This is a genomic window from Tritonibacter litoralis (genome assembly GCF_009496005.1).
Classification (GTDB): Bacteria; Pseudomonadota; Alphaproteobacteria; order Rhodobacterales; family Rhodobacteraceae; genus Epibacterium; species Epibacterium litoralis.
Genome location: NZ_WIBF01000011.1, coordinates 79,814 through 96,984 on the forward strand (window position 1 = coordinate 79,814; position 17,171 = coordinate 96,984).

The 17,171-nt window shown below is 59.5% G+C and carries 13 protein-coding genes; 7 read left to right on the forward strand and 6 right to left on the reverse strand.

From position 1 onward, the window contains the following. Positions 1-4 precede the first annotated feature (4 nt). The 3 genes from GFB49_RS15990 to GFB49_RS16000 form a co-directional block, all read right to left on the reverse strand. A complete protein-coding gene (locus GFB49_RS15990) occupies positions 5-1,444 on the reverse strand; it encodes an amidase family protein (RefSeq protein WP_153216932.1) in 1,440 nt (479 codons plus the stop codon). A gap of 160 nt (positions 1,445-1,604) precedes the next feature. After that, entirely contained in the window at positions 1,605-3,497 is a 1,893-nt protein-coding gene (gene prpE, locus GFB49_RS15995; RefSeq protein ID WP_153216933.1) for a propionate-CoA ligase PrpE, read from the reverse strand. A gap of 270 nt (positions 3,498-3,767) precedes the next feature. Then, on the reverse strand, positions 3,768-6,038 hold the full coding sequence (locus tag GFB49_RS16000; protein WP_153216934.1) for an NADP-dependent malic enzyme: 2,271 nt from the start codon (positions 6,036-6,038) through the stop codon (positions 3,768-3,770). A gap of 474 nt (positions 6,039-6,512) precedes the next feature. Here GFB49_RS16000 and GFB49_RS16005 point away from each other — a divergent pair, with 474 nt between their 5' ends. The 5 genes from GFB49_RS16005 to GFB49_RS16025 all read left to right on the forward strand — a co-directional run bounded on the left by GFB49_RS16005 (position 6,513) and on the right by GFB49_RS16025 (position 11,610). Continuing rightward, on the forward strand, positions 6,513-6,923 hold the full coding sequence (locus GFB49_RS16005; protein WP_153216935.1) for a cytidine deaminase: 411 nt from the start codon (positions 6,513-6,515) through the stop codon (positions 6,921-6,923). A gap of 12 nt (positions 6,924-6,935) precedes the next feature. Then, positions 6,936-8,237, forward strand: coding sequence for a thymidine phosphorylase (locus GFB49_RS16010; RefSeq protein WP_153216936.1), 1,302 nt, complete (start codon positions 6,936-6,938; stop codon positions 8,235-8,237). Further along, positions 8,237-9,427: a phosphopentomutase gene (locus tag GFB49_RS16015; RefSeq protein WP_153216937.1), complete on the forward strand. Its 1,191-nt coding sequence runs from the start codon at positions 8,237-8,239 to the stop codon at positions 9,425-9,427. The genes GFB49_RS16010 and GFB49_RS16015 overlap by 1 nt, the downstream gene beginning before the upstream one ends. A gap of 108 nt (positions 9,428-9,535) precedes the next feature. Then, positions 9,536-10,168 (forward strand): uracil phosphoribosyltransferase, encoded by a 633-nt coding sequence (upp, locus tag GFB49_RS16020; protein ID WP_153216938.1) that lies wholly within the window; start codon positions 9,536-9,538, stop codon positions 10,166-10,168. Positions 10,169-10,290: 122 nt separating this feature from the next. Continuing rightward, positions 10,291-11,610, forward strand: a complete 1,320-nt coding sequence (locus GFB49_RS16025; protein ID WP_153216939.1) for an SPOR domain-containing protein — start codon at positions 10,291-10,293, stop codon at positions 11,608-11,610. A 79-nt stretch (positions 11,611-11,689) separates the two neighbouring features. On the opposite strand, the gene GFB49_RS16030 is transcribed toward GFB49_RS16025, so the two are convergent. After that, positions 11,690-12,700: a hypothetical protein gene (locus tag GFB49_RS16030; protein WP_153216940.1), complete on the reverse strand. Its 1,011-nt coding sequence runs from the start codon at positions 12,698-12,700 to the stop codon at positions 11,690-11,692. A 148-nt stretch (positions 12,701-12,848) separates the two neighbouring features. Here GFB49_RS16030 and GFB49_RS16035 point away from each other — a divergent pair, with 148 nt between their 5' ends. Beyond that, the gene (locus GFB49_RS16035) at positions 12,849-13,517 is read left to right on the forward strand and encodes a sulfotransferase family 2 domain-containing protein (RefSeq protein WP_153216941.1); all 669 of its coding nucleotides are present in this window, start codon (positions 12,849-12,851) and stop codon (positions 13,515-13,517) included. A gap of 104 nt (positions 13,518-13,621) precedes the next feature. After that, positions 13,622-14,317 carry a Hint domain-containing protein gene (locus GFB49_RS16040; protein ID WP_153216942.1) on the forward strand — a complete coding sequence of 232 codons (696 nt, stop codon included), beginning with the start codon at positions 13,622-13,624 and terminating at the stop codon, positions 14,315-14,317. 170 nt (positions 14,318-14,487) lie between these two features. Here GFB49_RS16040 and GFB49_RS16045 read toward each other — a convergent pair whose 3' ends face one another. Continuing rightward, complete coding sequence (locus GFB49_RS16045) at positions 14,488-16,686, reverse strand: 3-hydroxyacyl-CoA dehydrogenase NAD-binding domain-containing protein (protein ID WP_153216943.1); 2,199 nt, start codon at positions 16,684-16,686, stop codon at positions 14,488-14,490. Continuing rightward, complete coding sequence (locus GFB49_RS16050) at positions 16,683-17,171, reverse strand: cupin domain-containing protein (RefSeq protein WP_153216944.1); 489 nt, start codon at positions 17,169-17,171, stop codon at positions 16,683-16,685. Before GFB49_RS16050 ends, GFB49_RS16045 begins: the two co-directional genes overlap by 4 nt.

Sequence of the window (17,171 nt, forward strand, 5' to 3'; positions counted from 1 at the left end):
TCCATCATTTCCCAGCCTCCATTGTCTCCCACAAGGGGTGGCACATCTGGCCAAGGCGTTCTTCAATTGCCTGTGCGGCGGCCACGGCCAGATCCTCGCGCCAACGTTGCGCGATAATCTGCACATTGATCGGTTGTGGCCCTTTTTCGGTCTGCGCCAGACGGGCCGGTACACAGGCCGCCGGCAAGCCCAGAAAATTCACCGCATAAGAATAGATCGCTTCGCCCAGCACCTCTTGCACGCCCGCGCGCCCGTTGGTGTCACGGTCGGGCGCAAAGAAGGGTTTGAACATAAAGGGCGTCAGAACCAGCGGGTAACGCGCCAAAAAGACGTTCCATTCCCGCATGAACCGGCTGCGTTCGGCCATCGCCCGTAACAGATCCGAATTGCACAGGGGGGGGAACTCCTGGAAATAGGTGTCAAAGATCTGGCGGATGGTGTCCGAGCCCATATCCTTGATATCGCGTCCCATCAGGGTTTTGACCTCTCCCATCAAGGCGCGGTAACCAATGCGGCCCGCTTCAAAAATGCTGGGGGTCTCTACCTCTTCGACACGGTATCCCGCATCTCGCAGCGCATCAAGGGCCGCGTCCAATGCGGCATCCACATCGCGGTGCAGGTCATACCCATAGGTCTCGCGGCTGAAGGCGACACGGATCGGCCCTTCAAGCGGCGGACCTTGCCAGGGCAGGGGGCTGTGCAGCGGGTCCCGCATATCGCCCGCGATCATGGCAGGCATGGCCAGGTCCAGATCCCGTGCCGATCGTGTCAGCAGACCCTGAACGGACATGCTCTGCGCCAAAAGCCCGCGCTCGGCAGATTGGCTGGGATTCCAGGCGGGCACGCGACCCAATCCCGGCTTCAATGACACGGCCCCTGTCGCAGCCGCGGGAAACCGCAATGAGCCGCCAATGTCATTGCCATGGGCCAATGCGCCGATCCCGGCCATCACAGCCGCACCGGCACCGCCTGACGATCCCCCGGCCGAGATATGTTTTCCCCAAGGGTTATGGGTGCGCCCATAAAGCGGGTTGTCCGTGTCGGCGCGAAAGGAAAACTCGGATGTGTTGCTGCGCCCGATGATAACCGCCCCGGCCTTGCGTAGGTTTGCAACCACCGGCGCGTCCTCGGGGGCGATGACATTTTTCAACGCCACAACCCCGTTGGTGGTGGCGCATCCGGCCTGATCCACGTTCACCTTGATGGTCACAGGGACGCCATGCAGGGGACCACAAGGTGCCCCATTGGCACGGGCCTGATCCAACGCCTCGGCCGTGTTTAAAGCCGTTTCCGCCAAGGTTTCAACAACGGCATTCAGCTGCGGATTAACCGCTTCCAACCGGTTCAAAGCTGCGGTTGTGGCCTCTTTTGCAGACACTGCTCCTGTGCGGGTCAATGCCATTAACCCGCTGGCGTCCAAGCGCCAGATTTCTTGATTTTTCATGTGCAACTCTCCTGCTTTGGAGCCTAGGACGGATGCACAGAGTTGCAAGTAAAACGCGAATTAACGCCCCGGCAGATTGCCGGGGCGCGAGGAAAAGAGGCAGCGGTTAACAAGGGATTAACAGCTGACCACCCGTCGCCGGTAAGGCCAGATGAAACCGTTAAGCTTGCGCATATCCGATGGTCTGCAGCGCTGATTTGATCTCATCAAGAATCGTTGGATCGTCAATCGTCGCAGGCATCTTGTATTCTGTCCCATCTGCAATATTGACCATGGTCCCCCGCAGAATCTTGCCCGAGCGCGTCTTGGGCAGGCGATCAACCACCACAGCCAGTTTGAAGGCCGCAACAGGTCCGATTTTTTCACGCACCAGTTTGACAACCTCTTTCACCACATCCCCGTGATCCTTGTCACAGCCAGCATTGAGACACAGGAAGCCCACGGGCATCTGGCCTTTCAGTGCGTCCGTCACGCCAATTACCGCGCATTCGGCCACATCGGGATGCGCCGCCAGAACCTCTTCCATGCCGCCGGTCGACAGGCGGTGGCCTGCGACGTTGATCACATCATCCGTGCGGGCCATGATTGAGATATAACCATCTTCATCAATGATCCCTGCATCTCCGGTTTCATAATAGCCGGGGAAGTTGGTCAGATAGCTTTTCTGAAACCGGTCTTCTGCATTCCAGAGGGTTGGAAGCGTGCCGGGAGGAAGCGGCAGCTTGATTGCGATTGCACCCAGGGTCCCGGCGGGAACCGGGTGGCCGGCCTCATCCAGGATTTCGACCTGATAACCGGGCATGGGCACGGCTGGGGAGCCGAGCTTGGTGGGGAGCTCTTCAATGCCGATGGGATTTGCGGCAATGGCCCAACCGGTTTCGGTCTGCCACCAATGGTCCACAATCGGGACCCCGAGATGCTGTTGCGCCCAAGTAATAGTATCGGGGTCGGCGCGTTCCCCTGCCAAATAAACCTGTTTCAGTGAGGAGAGGTCGTATTTGGTAATGAATTCGCCCTTGGGATCTTCGCGTTTGACTGCGCGAAATGCTGTAGGGGCGGTAAAGAAACTTGTGACCTTATGTTCCTGTATTACCCGCCAGAAGGTGCCCGCGTCTGGGGTGCCAACGGGCTTGCCTTCAAACACAATGGTGGTGTTGCCGTGGATCAGAGGCCCGTAACAGATATAAGAGTGGCCAACGACCCAGCCCACGTCGGATGCCGCCCAGAACACATCGCCCGGCGCCACATTATAGATGTTCTTCATCGTCCAATTCAGCGCGACCAACTGGCCTGCGGTGTGGCGGATCACCCCTTTGGGCGCGCCTGTGGTGCCGGAGGTATAAAGGATATAGGCCGGGTGGTTGCCTTCAACCGGAACGCAATCCGCAGGCTCCACACCATATTGGAAGCCGTGCCAATTGTAATCGCGCCCTTCGACCAGCTGCGCGACTTCTTGTTCGCGTTGGAAGATGACACAGAAATCAGGCTTGTGGGAGGAGAGGTCAATCGCTGCATCCAGCAGCGGTTTATAATGTACCACACGGCCCGGTTCCATTCCGCAAGAGGCGGCGATGATCGCCTTGGGCTTGGCGTCATCAATGCGAACGGCCAGCTCATTGGCGGCAAATCCGCCAAAGACAACGGAGTGAATGGCGCCCAGACGCGCGCAGGCCAGCATCGCCTCCAAGGCCTCGGGGATCATCGGCATATAGATAATGACGCGGTCGCCCTTTTCGACCCCTTTGGCCCGCAGCGCGCCAGCCAATGTGGCGACACGGTTGCGCAGCTCCACATAAGAGATCTCACGCTTGGTGTGGGTTATCGGACTGTCATAGATGATCGCGGTTTGCTCACCCCGCCCGGCCTCGACATGGCGATCAACGGCGTTCCAGCACGTGTTGACCTTGGCGTCGGCAAACCATTCATAAAGCCCATCGCCCTTGTCGGTCAGCGCTTTCTGGGGCGCTTCAACCCAATCGATGGCCTGTGCCGCCTCCATCCAAAACGCCTCTGGATCGGCCTGCCATGTAGAATAAATGTCGCGATAACCCATTGTCTTCGTCCTCCCTACATCATGGGTAGGCGACGGGTTTGCAAACAATCAAGGAAACTGAGGGGTTATCCGTAAGTTTTGTAAAGGAATTCACCAATAAACTGGCCATATGAGGCGAGTATTTTCAGACTTTACAAGGTGATCACGCGAAACTTTGCAAAGTTAACAGGGCTGCAAATTCTTTCGCTAACTGGTGTGCTGCTTTGCAAAGCCCACAGCCGAATAAAAAATGCCCTGCAGATCCAAAGGAACTGCAGGGCATGGGATGTTTTAGCCGTAATGGGCGACAGGCGTGCCAGCAATTGCGGCCATATTCAGCAGCCCACGTGCGGTCACCGAAGGCGTCACGATATGCGCGCGGTTGCCCATGCCCATCAGGATGGGTCCCACTGCCAGACCGTTGCCCTTGGCCTTGAGGATATTGCGCACACCCGACGCCGCATCCGCATGACCAAACAACAAAACATTGGCCGCACCCGTCAGACGGTTGCCCGGCAGCAAGCGCTCTCGCAGCTCTGCGTCTAGGGCGGCGTCGACGTTCATTTCGCCCTCATATTGGAAGTCGGTCTCCATACCATCCAGCATCTCGATCGCTTCGCGCAGACGTTTACCAGAGCCTTCGGCCTGATTGCCAAACTGCGATTGCGAACAGAAGGCGATTTTGGGCTCGACGCCAAATCGGCGGGCATGGCGGGCCGCACCTTTGGCGACGCGGGCCAGTTGTTCGGGGGTGGGCAGGGACCAGACATGGGTATCTGCCAGGAACAGCGGCCCATCTTCCAGGATCATCAGTGACAGTGCGCCATCGGGTTGGTAGGTCTCATTGCCCAGAACCTGGGTGACATAGTTCAGATGCCAGCGGAATTCGCCAAAGGTGCCGCAGACCAAACTGTCTGCATCACCGCGATGCACCATAACCGCGCCAATTGCGGTGGTATTGGTGCGCATGATGGCGCGGGCCAGATCGGGGGTCACGCCTTTGCGTGCCATCAACTCGTGATAGGTGCCCCAATAGTCACGATACCGCGCATCTTTTTCCGGGTTCACCAGCTCAAAGTCCCGATCCGGGCGGATCGACAGGCCCAACCGCTCACATCGATGGTTGATCACTTCGGGGCGGCCAATCAGGATCGGACGCTCGGGCGTCTCTTCCAGGATGGCCTGGGCTGCGCGTAAAACGCGTTCATCTTCACCCTCAGCAAAGACGATGCGGCGCGCTGCGGTGGAGGCGGCCTGAAACACCGGGCGCATCAGCATGGCAGATTTGAAAACGCCCGCGTTCAACTGATCGCGATATCGGTCCAGATCCATGTCGCGGGTGGCGACACCTGTTTCCATCGCAGCTTTGGCAACGGCCTTGGCCACAACTTCGGACAGGCGTGGGTCAAAGGGTTTGGGGATCAGATAGTCTGCGCCAAAGGTCAGCTGTTCCCCTTTGTAGGCCGCGGCGGCCTCGGCGCTGGTGGTTGCACGGGCCAGTTCCGCGATGCCTTCCACACAGGCGACCTTCATCTCATCATTGATTTCCGTGGCCCCCACATCCAGCGCCCCTCGGAAGATGAAGGGGAAGCAGAGGACATTGTTCACTTGGTTCGGGAAGTCACTGCGCCCGGTGGCAATGATTGCATCCGGTTTGGCGGCGCGGGCCTCATCCGGCATAATCTCGGGCGTTGGGTTGGCCAGGGCAAAGATGATCGGGCGTTCCCCCATCTTGGCCACCATTGCAGGCTTTAGAACGCCTGGACCAGACAGGCCAAGGAACAAATCCGCGTCTTCGATCACCTGATCCAGGGTGCGTAGGTCGCTGTTCTGGGCATACTCCGCCTTTTGCGGTGTCATATCCGCTGTGCGCCCGTCGTAGACCAGACCCTCGATATCGCACAGCCAGACGTTCTCGCGCTTCACGCCCAGGGTCAGCAACATATTCAGGCAGGCAATCCCTGCGGCGCCGCCACCGGTGGAGACCACTTTGATGTCTTCGAACTTTTTGCCCGCAACGCGCAAGGCATTGGTGGCCGCAGCCCCTACCACAATGGCGGTGCCGTGCTGGTCATCGTGAAAAACCGGGATATTCATCCGCTCGCGGCAAAGCTTTTCGACAATAAAGCAATCGGGGGCTTTGATGTCTTCGAGGTTGATCGCACCAAAGGTTGGCTCCAGCGCGCAGACAATATCGGCAAGCTTTTCTGGATCGCTTTCGTTTACTTCGATGTCAAAGCAGTCAATACCTGCAAATTTCTTGAACAGGACGGCTTTGCCTTCCATCACCGGTTTTGAAGCCAAAGCGCCGATATTGCCCAGCCCCAGAACCGCGGATCCGTTGGACACCACGGCCACCAGATTGCCGCGTGCGGTGTAGCGTGCGGCAGTTGCGGCATCTTTGCTGATCTCCACACAGGCCTCTGCAACGCCAGGTGAATAGGCACGCGCCAGGTCGCGCCCGTTTTCCATCGGCTTGGTGGCCCGGATCTCAAGTTTGCCGGGGCGTGGGTATTCATGATAGTTCAGCGCGTCTTCGCGCAGAGACTTTTTGTCAGACATAGGAGCTCTCCCAAACTTAGTTTAGCATTAAACTATTGCTCCACGCCTGGGAACCTGTTTCCGGGACATCGGCGGCGTTTTGCGCTTCTTTTTACGCGATTTCCTATGAGTTATAGGGGGATTCCCAGTTCTCCAAACGCGGAACCTTACGTTTTGCGCGGTGAAAATGAGGGGAGCGCTCCCGCGCCCGCAGGACACGACGGGCTTTGGCCACGTGCCCTTGGCGGCCTTGGGCCAGGCATCGCGCAGCGCGCGATGCCTGGCCCAACGGGAGGAGATCTTTTGCAAAAAGATCGACGACGGGCGGGAGTGCTTTGTGCTGTGGACCCTCAAGGTAACGTCCGTTGGCTGCATTGGTGGGCTTGGTGCTTCCGCTTGCGGTAACAAGGGTTTGCAGGCAAACTGCAGCACTGACTCTCAAAAGAAAAAACACTGCCGTGCTCGCCAGTCCGGTTGTCCGTCTCGGGGATAAAAATGACCGATCAAGATCCAAACACACTGAAATCCGCAGCCACCCAAGTGCGTGAGAACGCCTATGCGCCCTATTCCAATTTTAAAGTGGGCGCAGCGGTACGCTCGGCATCTGGGGCGGTCTATACCGGCTGCAATGTGGAAAATGCGGCCTATCCCGAGGGCACCTGCGCCGAAGCGGGTGCCATTGCGGCCATGGTGGCAGCGGGTGAAACCGAGCTGGTCGAAGCCTTTGTGATCGCCGATTGCCCGTCGCCTGTGCCGCCATGTGGGGGCTGTCGTCAAAAACTGGCGGAGTTTGCCAAGGGGGATGCCAAAGTTACCTTGGCCACTGTGGAGGGCGCCACAATGGAGACAACCGTCGGGGATTTGTTGCCCGGCTCTTTTGGCGCCGATTTCCTCGATACAGAATAAGGCGAACCTCGGATGGAAGCGCGGGCGATCATTGCTGCTTTGCGGCAGGGCCAACAGTTGGATGCGGCAAGCCTGCGGTGGTTTTCGCAAGGGCTCGCCGACCACACGGTAACTGATGCGCAGGCTGGCGCTTTTGCCATGGCAGTCTGTTGGCGGGGCTTGGACACCCAGGCGCGCAAGGATCTGACCTTGGCCATGCGTGACACCGGCGATGTTCTGGCCTGGGATCTGGATGGGCCTGTGTTGGACAAACATTCAACCGGGGGCGTCGGTGATTGCGTGTCGCTTGTGCTGGCACCGGCTTTGGCCGCTTTGGGCGCTTATGTGCCCATGATCTCGGGGCGGGGGCTGGGCCACACCGGTGGCACGCTGGACAAGCTGGAGGCGGTGCCCGGTTTAAGCACTCAGGTGGATGAGGCGACATTGCGCGACCTGCTGCGCACATCAGGCTGTGCCATTGTTGGGGCATCTGGTCGGATCGCGCCCGCGGATAAACGGCTTTATGCCATTCGCGATGTGACCGCCACGGTCGAGAGCCTCGATCTGATCACAGCCTCGATCCTGTCGAAAAAACTGGCCGCCAGCCCGGATGCGTTGATCCTGGATGTTAAACTGGGCTCTGGTGCCTTTATGAAGTCCCAGGCCGAGGCGCAGGCGCTGGCGCGGTCGCTGACGGAAACCGCACAAGCCGCGGGCTGTGCCTGTTCTGCGATGATCACCGATATGAACCAGCCGCTGGCGCCCAATTTGGGCAACGCATTGGAAATGCGATCAGCGATGGCGGTGCTGTCGGGGCAGGGGGGCGCATTGCTGGAGTGTGCAGCGCTTTTGGGCGGGCGTTTGCTGGTGGATTGCCGTTTGGCCGAGGACGAAGAAGCCGGACAAGAGAAGATCCGCCAAGTGATCGCAGATGGCACCGCGATGGAGCGGTTCTGCAGGATGCTGACCCAAATGGGAGCGCCTGTGGGGTTTGAAAAAACCTGGCAAGATATTTTGCCGCGCGCGCCCATCACCCGTCCGGTTCCTGCACCTGACGACGGATATGTCACCGCGATTGAGGGCGAGGTTCTGGGCCATTCCGTTGTGCGCCTTGGCGGCGGGCGGTTGGTCGAAAGCGATACGATCGATCCCTCCGTTGGCCTTGCAGACATGTGCCGTTTGGGACAGCGCGTTTCGGCAGGGGACCCCTTGTGTGTGGTGCATGCCAGTGATGAGGCGGCAGCCGAGCAGGCGGTGCAGACGGTGTTGTCGGCGATCACCCTTGGCGAGGATGCGCCAGAGCTGCCGCCGCTGTTGCATGAAAGGATCGGCTGATGGCGCGTGCCTTTCTGGTGGTGATGGATTCCGTTGGTGTGGGCCATGCGCCCGACGCAGGTTTGTTTTTCAACGGGAACTTGCCGGACCTTGGGGCCAATACCCTTGGCCATATTGCTGAGGCTTGCGCGCGTGGTCAGGCCAACACCGGCCGCGCGGGACCGTTGCGGATGCCACATCTGGATCAGCTTGGTCTGGGGGCAGCGATGCAGTCGCTGTCGGGGCGTTTGGTGCCGGGCTTGGGTGCAAAACCCACCGGTTTGTGGGGCACAGCGGTTGAGGCCAGCCCTGGCAAGGATACCCCCACAGGGCATTGGGAATTGGCAGGGGTTCCGGTGCCGTGGACTTGGCATGTCTTCCCGCAGACAGCCCCGTGTTTTCCTGCGGAACTGATGCGGGAGGTTGCACATCTTGCGCAGGCATCGGGGACATTGGGCAATTGCCATGCCTCGGGCACCGCAATTATTGAACAATTGGGCCAAACGCATATCGAGACCGGGCAACCCATTTGCTACACCTCGGCCGACAGCGTGTTTCAGATCGCCGCGCATGAGGTGCATTTTGGGCTGGACCGCCTGCTGACCCTTTGTGAGGCGATGGCGCCGCGTCTGCATGCCATGCGCGTGGGGCGGGTGATTGCGCGACCGTTTGTGGGCGATGTCACAGGCGGTTTTACACGCACGGCAAACCGGCGTGATTTTGCCGTGGCGCCGCCCAAACCAACCCTGTTGGAACAGGTGCAGGCGGCCGGCGGCACCGTTCACGGGATTGGCAAGATCGGCGATATCTTCAGCATGAAGGGGATCGACACACTCGACAAAGGGACCGATGCCCAGCTGATGGAACATCTGCTGCACCGCGCGCAAACGGCGCGGGACGGCAGTCTGACAGTGGCCAATTTCGTGGAGTTTGACAGTCTTTTTGGACACCGCAGGGATGTCTCGGGATATGCTTGTGCCTTGGAATGGTTTGACCGCGAAATTGCACCGGTTCTGGCGGCGCTGCGTCCGGGGGACATGATGGTGTTCACCGCCGACCATGGCAATGATCCAACCTGGCCCGGCACCGATCACACGCGGGAACAGGTGCCTGTTTTGGTTGCGGGTGTTGGCGCTGGTTCTTTGGGGCAGATCCGCTTTGTCGATGTGGCGGGTCTTCTGGCCAAACACCTGGGTTTTGCGGCACAATAAGTCCTAGGGCGGGGCCAAAACCTGCTTTGACCCGATGGTAAAATAACAGCTTGTCCCGCAGGGAGGCCTGCGGTTAGTAAGCCAAAACTTTAAGGGGAACAGAAAAAGATGACCGAGCATCTGACAGTTGTGGATCACCCGTTGGTTCAGCATAAATTGACCCTGATGCGGGACAAAGCCACATCGACCGCCGGGTTCCGTCGCCTGCTGCGCGAGATCACCCAGTTGTTGGCCTATGAGATCACGCGCGATCTGCCGTTGACAACCACGCCAGTGGAAACGCCGATGGAAGACATGGAAGCACCGATCCTGGCGGGTAAGAAGCTGGCGCTGGTCTCAATCTTGCGGGCGGGCAACGGGATGTTGGACGGTGTTCTTGAACTGGTGCCATCCGCGCGCGTGGGTTTCGTAGGGCTTTACCGCGATGAAGAGACGTTGAAACCGGTGCAATATTATTTCAAAGCACCCGAAGGTCTGAACGACCGTATGGTGATCGCGGTGGATCCGATGCTGGCCACCGGAAACTCATCCGTGGCTGCGATTGACCTACTGAAAGAGGCAGGCGCCACCGATATCCGTTTCCTGTGTCTGTTGGCGTCTCCCGAAGGGGTGGCCCGTATGAAAGAGGCGCATCCGGATGTGGCCATTGTCACCGCCTCTTTGGACCGGGAGTTGAACGACAAAGGGTACATCCTGCCGGGTCTTGGCGATGCGGGTGACCGGATGTTCGGCACCAAGTAAACCAGTGAATATCAGGGGATGAGGCACAATTCTTGCCTCATTCCTGCCATATTCCCGCGATCCGCGCTTTACTCAATTGGTGGTTTCGGGCATCCTGTGGCCATATTTTGTGGGGCACAGGCATGAAACTAACAAGAATTATTGCTCTCGCCATAATTGCAGGGGGCGCGTTCGGGCAGGACGCAAGAGCACAGCAATTTCGCACCGCCAGCCCGCCGGCGGAACTGCCGCCGAGCAGCTATCAGGGGCGGCAATATGTGGACAGTCGCGGCTGTGTTTATATCCGCGCAGGCATCGACGGGATTGTCAATTGGGTGCCGCGCGTGCAGCGCAATCGGCGTCAGATCTGTGGGTTTCAACCCACCGATTTGGCGGGCACCGCCGCAGCACCTGCACCGGCACGCCGGGCTTCTGCCGCGCCTGAACTGATTACCTTGCCAGAGGCTGATCGCCCAAATGCCACCCAAGCCGCGCCAACAGCGGCGGCAGCGCCAACCGTACAAGCGGCTGCGCCCACCGTGCCCGCGACCACTCGAAAAGTTGTCGCGCCGCAGAAACCGCAGCGCCGGGCTCCGACACCTGTTGTTGCCGCGCCTGCGCCAAAACCCGATCCGACCCCGGCACCACAAGTCAAACGCGTGCGCCGGGTTGAGGCCGCGCCTTTGGTGATCCAGCCTGCGCCAACCGCCAAAGCCACTGTTCGCGATAGCGCCTGTGACGGCCTGTCCGAAGTCAGCCGACAGTATACTAATTCCACCGGCGTGCGCTGCGGCCCGCAAAGCCAGTCGCCTGTGAGCTTTGGCCCGCAGTCCTCGTTGCAATTGCCAGCAGACACACGGGTGTTGCCTGCGCATTTGTATTCAGATCGCCAGCAAGCGGCCGGGATCACGCCGCCGCCTGGATATCGGACCGTGTGGGAAGACGACCGCCTGAACCCGCGTCGGGCAGAGCAGGACCTGTTTCCACGTGCCGCAGTGTCCGAGGATACCCCCGAAGGCTTTACGCGGGTGGCCGACAGCTTGCCCCGGTTTAATCCCAATCGCGGTGTCCGCACGGCAGCTGGCGACGCGCAAACCGCTCAGGTCTGGACCGACACCTTGCCGCGCAAACTGGTGGCCAAACAGCCAGCGCGCACCATCACCGTTGAAAACCGCAGCCAGCACACGCCAGCGCAATTGGGATTCCTGTCCAGCGATGTGAGTGCAGAACTGGCGCAACCATTGCGTTACGTGCGCGCAGCCAGCTTTGCCGATCCGGCGCAGGCGAAAGCTGCGGCCGGCCGCTTGGCGGCCTCTGGCCTGCCGGTGCGGATGGGGCGGGCCAGCCGTCAAGGCAAAGAACTCAAGGTGGTTCTGGTCGGTCCAGTGCGGGGTGCTGCGGCGCAAGCCGCGCTTGGCTCTGTTCAGCAGGCCGGGTTCCCAGCAGCGCGGCTGAGCAAATAACACGCACGCACCATATAGCGTATCAAAGGCCGCACATACGCGGCCTTTTTTGTTGCCTTGTGGCCCTGATGGACCGGCCTTAGCCGCAGATGTTCTGCAATTGCACCCATTGCTGATCGCTCAACAACGGCTCCAACTCCACATGTGCCAATGGGTCGGCTTCGATCAAAGACAGCGTGGTCTCGCCGGTGATGTCCTGCGCATAGGCATAAGGGGTGGCGGGAATGGCACTTTGGGCGAATTCGGCCAGAATGGCCTGATCTTCCACCGTGGGGCGCGGCTCTACCAAAACGGTTTCTGAATAACTGTCCAGCGTTTCCTGTCTCAGCTGGCCTGTGGTCAACAGGTGGAAGGCCGATGATATGCCGCCCGCCGCCAGAAGGGCCATCAGCGGATCTTCCGCACGGGTGCGGGCCCGTTCCACCAATAGTGCGCCAGCGGCCACCGCTGGATCCTCATAATCCTCGAAATAGCTGCTGTTGAGCAGGTAGATCCCACCGGGCAACGCCAAGCTGGTCTTTACCCCATCGCGCAGCACCACGATCTGTCGCATGTTGATACGCTCGGCAAACTGGGCGAGCAGTGGTGCCGTCTGTGGGGTGACGCAGGCCTGGCCGGACAGCCGTTCAATCCGGCCCAAGAGCGCCTGACCAATGGCCTTGCGGTTGATGTCAGAGACAACGCTGATCGCGTGATGCTGCAGCGCGCTCGGAAGCCACAGGGCCAGGGCTGCCAAAACCGATGCGGTGACACCAAGGCTGCCCAGGACCCGTAACCGTCCGGGGTGGGGACGGGCGCGATTGATGGCCGATTGCACCTTGCTGATTGCGTCCAGCATTGTGGTCTCGTCTACCGCGATCTCCAGCGTTTCGCCGGGGTCTCCGTCGGGGTGGAACAGGGCTGGAAACTGGCCGGGGTTCTGCCGCTCAATAGCGGCAAGGGACCAATGCGCCAGGGGGCGGTCTTGTAGATCGGTGATGGTCAAGGTGGCGTCCCCGATCGATATGATCACATCACGTCGCTGCGCTTCGGGCGTGGCGCGCCACAACCCGGCTGCTTCGAGCCGCTGAAATTCCTTGAGTGCCGTCATGGCGCTTGCCTGCATTATTGTTGGCATCAACATAACACAGGCCCAGTCCAGTCGGCAAACAGGATTGAACGGGTAATGTCCCGCTATTGGTCAGGAAAATGCGACCTCAGGGGTTTTCCCGCAGGGGTGGGTGGCCTAGCGTTGCGCCATGATCCTGTCCACTGGCCGCAACTATCTGTTTATTCACATCCCCAAAACGGGCGGCACGTCCCTGGCCCTGGCGCTGGAGGCGCGGGCGATGGCGGATGATATGATGCTGGGGGATACGCCAAAGGCTTTGAAACGGCGGCGCCGTCTTCAGGACGTTCAAACGCGCGGGCGGCTTTGGAAGCATTCCACACGCGCGGATCTGGAGGGGTTGTTGCCCAAAGCCCAGATGGATGCGCTTTTTACGTTTACCTTGGTGCGCAACCCGTGGGACCGGGTGGTCAGCTATTACTTTTGGCTGCGTAGCCAAAATTTCTCACACCCCTCTGTTGGTCTGGCCAAGGCGTTGGCGTTTCCGGAATTCCTGGCACACCCCAGCATCCAAACCGCGTTTCGGGCCAATCCCGCGCCACATTATGTGACCGGATCAGATGGGGTGGAACGCTGTGATCTCTTTATCAGGATTGAACATTTTGCCACAGATGCGCAGCCCTTGTTTGATCATTTGGGGTTTGAACTGACACTGCCACAGGCCAATCGGTCGGATCGCGAAGCGGATTGGCGCAGCTATTACACGCCCGAGAGTGCCGCCATTGTCGCCGATTTTTCTGCGGTCGAACTGGAACGATTTGAATACTCTTTTAACGATTGGCCGTTAACACAGTCCTAGGAACTGGGTGAACTGGCCTATCAATCCGCGTCGACAACGCCAGAATTTGGCGGATTTTGCGGATGTGCGGCATGTGCTGAACCCATTTTGTGGAGTACGGCAGAATGCTGGAATGGCTGTTAAAACGCAAAGATCTGAAGCTTGGTGACCGTTTGTCCGGGCGTGCCCGCATGGTGAGCACCGGAACCGGTGGTTTGCTGGGGGGCACCCATGTGGCGTCGAACCTCGGCTGGCGCCCAGTGGAAGCTTTGGCGGTTGGTGATCAGGTTCTGACCTTTGACCACGGAATGCAGCCCATCACCGCGCTGTATCGCGAAACACTGGTGACCGGCGCGGACACAATGGGTGCGTTGCGTGCGCCCGTTTATGTTCCCGCCGATGCGTTGAACAACCGCGCCCCGATGTGGGTGATGCCGGATCAGGGGCTGCTGGTCGAAAGCGATGTGATCGACGCCCAGTTTGGCGATCCCTTTGCGGTTTTGCCGGCCTGTACGCTGGATGGCTATCGTGGAATTTCGCGCGTGCGGCCCGGTGAACGGATGGAGCTGGTTCTGCCGAGGTTTGCCCAGGATCAGGTTGTCTATGTCGAGGCGGGTGCCTTGGGATATTGCCCGGCAGAACGGGACATTCTGGATTTCGCTTTTGACAGGATGGATGAGGCCTATCGGGTGCTGTCGGTGGGCGACGCGCGTGCGCTGGTGGTTGATATGATGGCCGAGGATGACAGGATCGAACAGGGCATGAGCGGCGTTCCCTTCCCTATCCGCACAGATGGGTTTGACCCGATGGATCTGCGCTGACCGCGCAGGCGACGATGAATTTTCAAGCCAGAAAGCAACTGGCATCAGGCAAGACCCGAGCAGTCTTTGACCTAAAACCGCAGCGGCTGAGCATCCGGGATCATCCCATGGGCCAAGCCGCTGCTTCTCTTTTGTGGAGGCCGCATCAGGTCTGACGCGGCACCACAGGATCAGGCCGCTGCGCGGTCTGGGGCGAATTTGGCGTAGAAGCTTTGCCCTTTCTCTCCCATATCTTCTAGGACCTTCGGGCAGGCAAAGCGCGCGCCATAGGTTTCAGCCAGCTCCTTGCAGCGTTCGGAGGCATAGGGCGTGCCAACAATGTCCAGCCATGACAGCGGCCCGCCCGACCAGGGCGCAAAACCCCAGCCCAGGATCGCGCCAACGTCGCCTTCGCGGATGTCCATCAACACACCTTCTTCCAACGCGCGCACCGCTTCCAGCGCCTGTACAAACATCAGGCGTTCCTGGACTTCGATCAGGTCGGGCTGTTCCGGCGCAACCGGATACTTCTCGGTCAGGCCTTTCCAATATTCGACCCGCTTGCCCTTGGCGTCATAGTCAAAGAAGCCCGCGTTGGCTTTGCGGCCCAGACGTCCCAGCTCTTCCATCCAGAAGATCAGATCATCGGCGGGGCTGTCATCATAGGCGTCGCCCATTGCGGCCTTGGTGGCACGGGCGATTTTGGCGCCAAGATCGATGGAGGTCTCGTCGGTCAATTGGATCGGCCCAACCGGGAAACCCAGCTGACGCGCGGCATTGTCGATCAGCACGGGCGACACGCCTTCGGTGATCATCCGCAGGCCTTCGTTGATATAGGGGATGATACAGCGGTTGGCATAGAAGAAGCGCGCGTCATTCACCACAATCGGGGTTTTGCGGATCTGGCGCACATAATCCAGCGCCTTGGCCACGGCCCGGTCCCCGGTCTCGCGCCCTTTGATAATCTCCACCAGGTTCATCTTCTCGACCGGAGAGAAGAAGTGAATGCCGATGAACTGCTCTGGGCGGCTGGAAGCTTTGGCCAGTTCGGTGATCGGCAGGGTGGAGGTGTTGGAGGCAAAAATGCAATCGTCAGGAATTATCGCCTCGACCTTTTGGGTCATCTCAGCCTTGACCTTGGGGTCTTCAAACACCGCTTCGACAATAAGATCGCAGCCCTGCAGCTGCGCCAGATCCGGCGTGGCGGTGATCAGGGACAGCATCGCCTCTTTCTTCTCGGGCGTGGACTTGCCGCGTTTGATGCCTTTGTCCGCATAGGTTTCGGCATAAGCCTTGCCTTTGTCAGCGGCCTCTTGATCACGGTCGACCAGCACCACTTGGATGCCCGCCATGGCCGAAACCAGCGCAATGCCTGCGCCCATCATACCCGCGCCCAGAACGCCGACCTTTTTGACGGACTGATCCGCCACGGCTTTGGGACGCACCGCGCCTTTTTCCAGCGCCTGTTTGTTCAGAAACAGCGAACGGATCATGGCCGAGGATGACGGGTTCATCAAAACATGGGTGAACCAGCGTGCCTCGATCTTGAGCGCGGTGTCAAAGTCGACCAGCGCCCCTTCATAGATCGCCGACAACAACGCCTTGGCGGCTGGGAAGGCACCTTGGGTCTGGGCGTTGACCATCGCGGATGCGCCGACATAATTCATGAACCCAGCCGGGTGATAAGGCGCGCCGCCGGGCATTTTGAACCCTTTGGCATCCCAGGGTTTAATGATGTCGGCATTGGTTGCGTTCAGCACCCATTCCTTGGCGGCGGCCAGCGGATCTTCGGCTAGCGCGTCCACAAGGCTTGCGCTCTTGGCTTTCTTGGGGTCCATCATCTTGCCTTCCAGCAAGACAGGCGCCGAGGCCACGGCGCCCACCATGCGGATGTACCGCGTGGTGCCGCCGCCGCCGGGGAAAATGCCCAGCATGATCTCTGGCAAGCCGATCTTGGCCTTGGGGTTGGTGGTCATAACCCGGTGATGGCAGGCCAGCGCAATTTCGGTTCCGATGCCTGCGCAGGTGCCGTTGATGGCGCAGGCCACCGGTTTGCCGCCTTTGTTGGTTTTGGGCTCCAGACCGGCGCGTTCCAGTTTGCGCAGGATGCGGTGACCGTTCATGGTGAAATCAAACAAGCCCTGGGCCGGGTTCTCACCGCTTTCCTCGCGGATTGTGGCCAGCACATTCAGGTCCATGCCACCGGCAAAGTCTTTTTTGCCCGAGGTGATCACCACACCTTTGACAGCATCATCGTCCAGCGCGCGGTCAATATAGTCTTCCACCAGCGCAAAGGCCTCGCGGGTGAGGACATTCATGGATTTCTCCACCGCGTCCCATGTGATGATCGCCACACCGTCGCTGTCGACGTGATAAGTAAAATCGCTCATGTGTCCTCTCCCGTTTGGTCTTTTGTCAGCGGGCTCCCGTCTTTGCGCGTGAACTCAAACTCTTTGTTGTTGGTGACTTTCACCATCATGTCGACGTCGCTGTAGTATCCGGTTTCTGTCGCGGTCCGGGTGCCGATCACAAGAAAGCTCACCACTGTGTTGGTTTTGTTGATGAAATGGTGCCCGTTCGCGTCACCTGCCGGGAATGCGGCACAATCACCGGGCCGCATCTCATGTTCGCCGTCATCGTCCACCAACGTGCAGACACCAGCGGTGACAATGACGAATTCATCCTGCTCCATGTGATAATGGCGCAGAGACGAGGCGGACCCGGGCTCCAGATGAATCAAATTCGCTCCGAACTGGGTCAACCCACCGGCATCGCCCAAGCGTTGGCCTGTGCGCCCGGCGACCGGATCTGCCAGCTTGCCCGGATAGCCGGACCCACCGCGGGCTTCGATTTTTGAAAGATCAAGCTTGGGCAT

Bases quoted from the DNA above. Each gene is read 5' to 3' on its own strand.
- GFB49_RS16025 (WP_153216939.1), top strand. From the start codon at position 10,291: ATGAAACTAACAAGAATTATTGCTCTCGCCATAATTGCAGGGGGCGCG.
- GFB49_RS15990 (WP_153216932.1), bottom strand. From the start codon at position 1,444: ATGAAAAATCAAGAAATCTGGCGCTTGGACGCCAGCGGGTTAATGGCA.
- GFB49_RS16045 (WP_153216943.1), bottom strand. From the start codon at position 16,686: ATGAGCGATTTTACTTATCACGTCGACAGCGACGGTGTGGCGATCATC.
- GFB49_RS16010 (WP_153216936.1), top strand. From the start codon at position 6,936: ATGGAAGCGCGGGCGATCATTGCTGCTTTGCGGCAGGGCCAACAGTTG.
- prpE (WP_153216933.1), bottom strand. From the start codon at position 3,497: ATGGGTTATCGCGACATTTATTCTACATGGCAGGCCGATCCAGAGGCG.
- GFB49_RS16030 (WP_153216940.1), bottom strand. From the start codon at position 12,700: ATGACGGCACTCAAGGAATTTCAGCGGCTCGAAGCAGCCGGGTTGTGG.
- GFB49_RS16005 (WP_153216935.1), top strand. From the start codon at position 6,513: ATGACCGATCAAGATCCAAACACACTGAAATCCGCAGCCACCCAAGTG.
- GFB49_RS16050 (WP_153216944.1), bottom strand. From the start codon at position 17,171: ATGCCCAAGCTTGATCTTTCAAAAATCGAAGCCCGCGGTGGGTCCGGC.
- GFB49_RS16040 (WP_153216942.1), top strand. From the start codon at position 13,622: ATGCTGGAATGGCTGTTAAAACGCAAAGATCTGAAGCTTGGTGACCGT.
- GFB49_RS16015 (WP_153216937.1), top strand. From the start codon at position 8,237: ATGGCGCGTGCCTTTCTGGTGGTGATGGATTCCGTTGGTGTGGGCCAT.
- GFB49_RS16035 (WP_153216941.1), top strand. From the start codon at position 12,849: ATGATCCTGTCCACTGGCCGCAACTATCTGTTTATTCACATCCCCAAA.
- upp (WP_153216938.1), top strand. From the start codon at position 9,536: ATGACCGAGCATCTGACAGTTGTGGATCACCCGTTGGTTCAGCATAAA.
- GFB49_RS16000 (WP_153216934.1), bottom strand. From the start codon at position 6,038: ATGTCTGACAAAAAGTCTCTGCGCGAAGACGCGCTGAACTATCATGAA.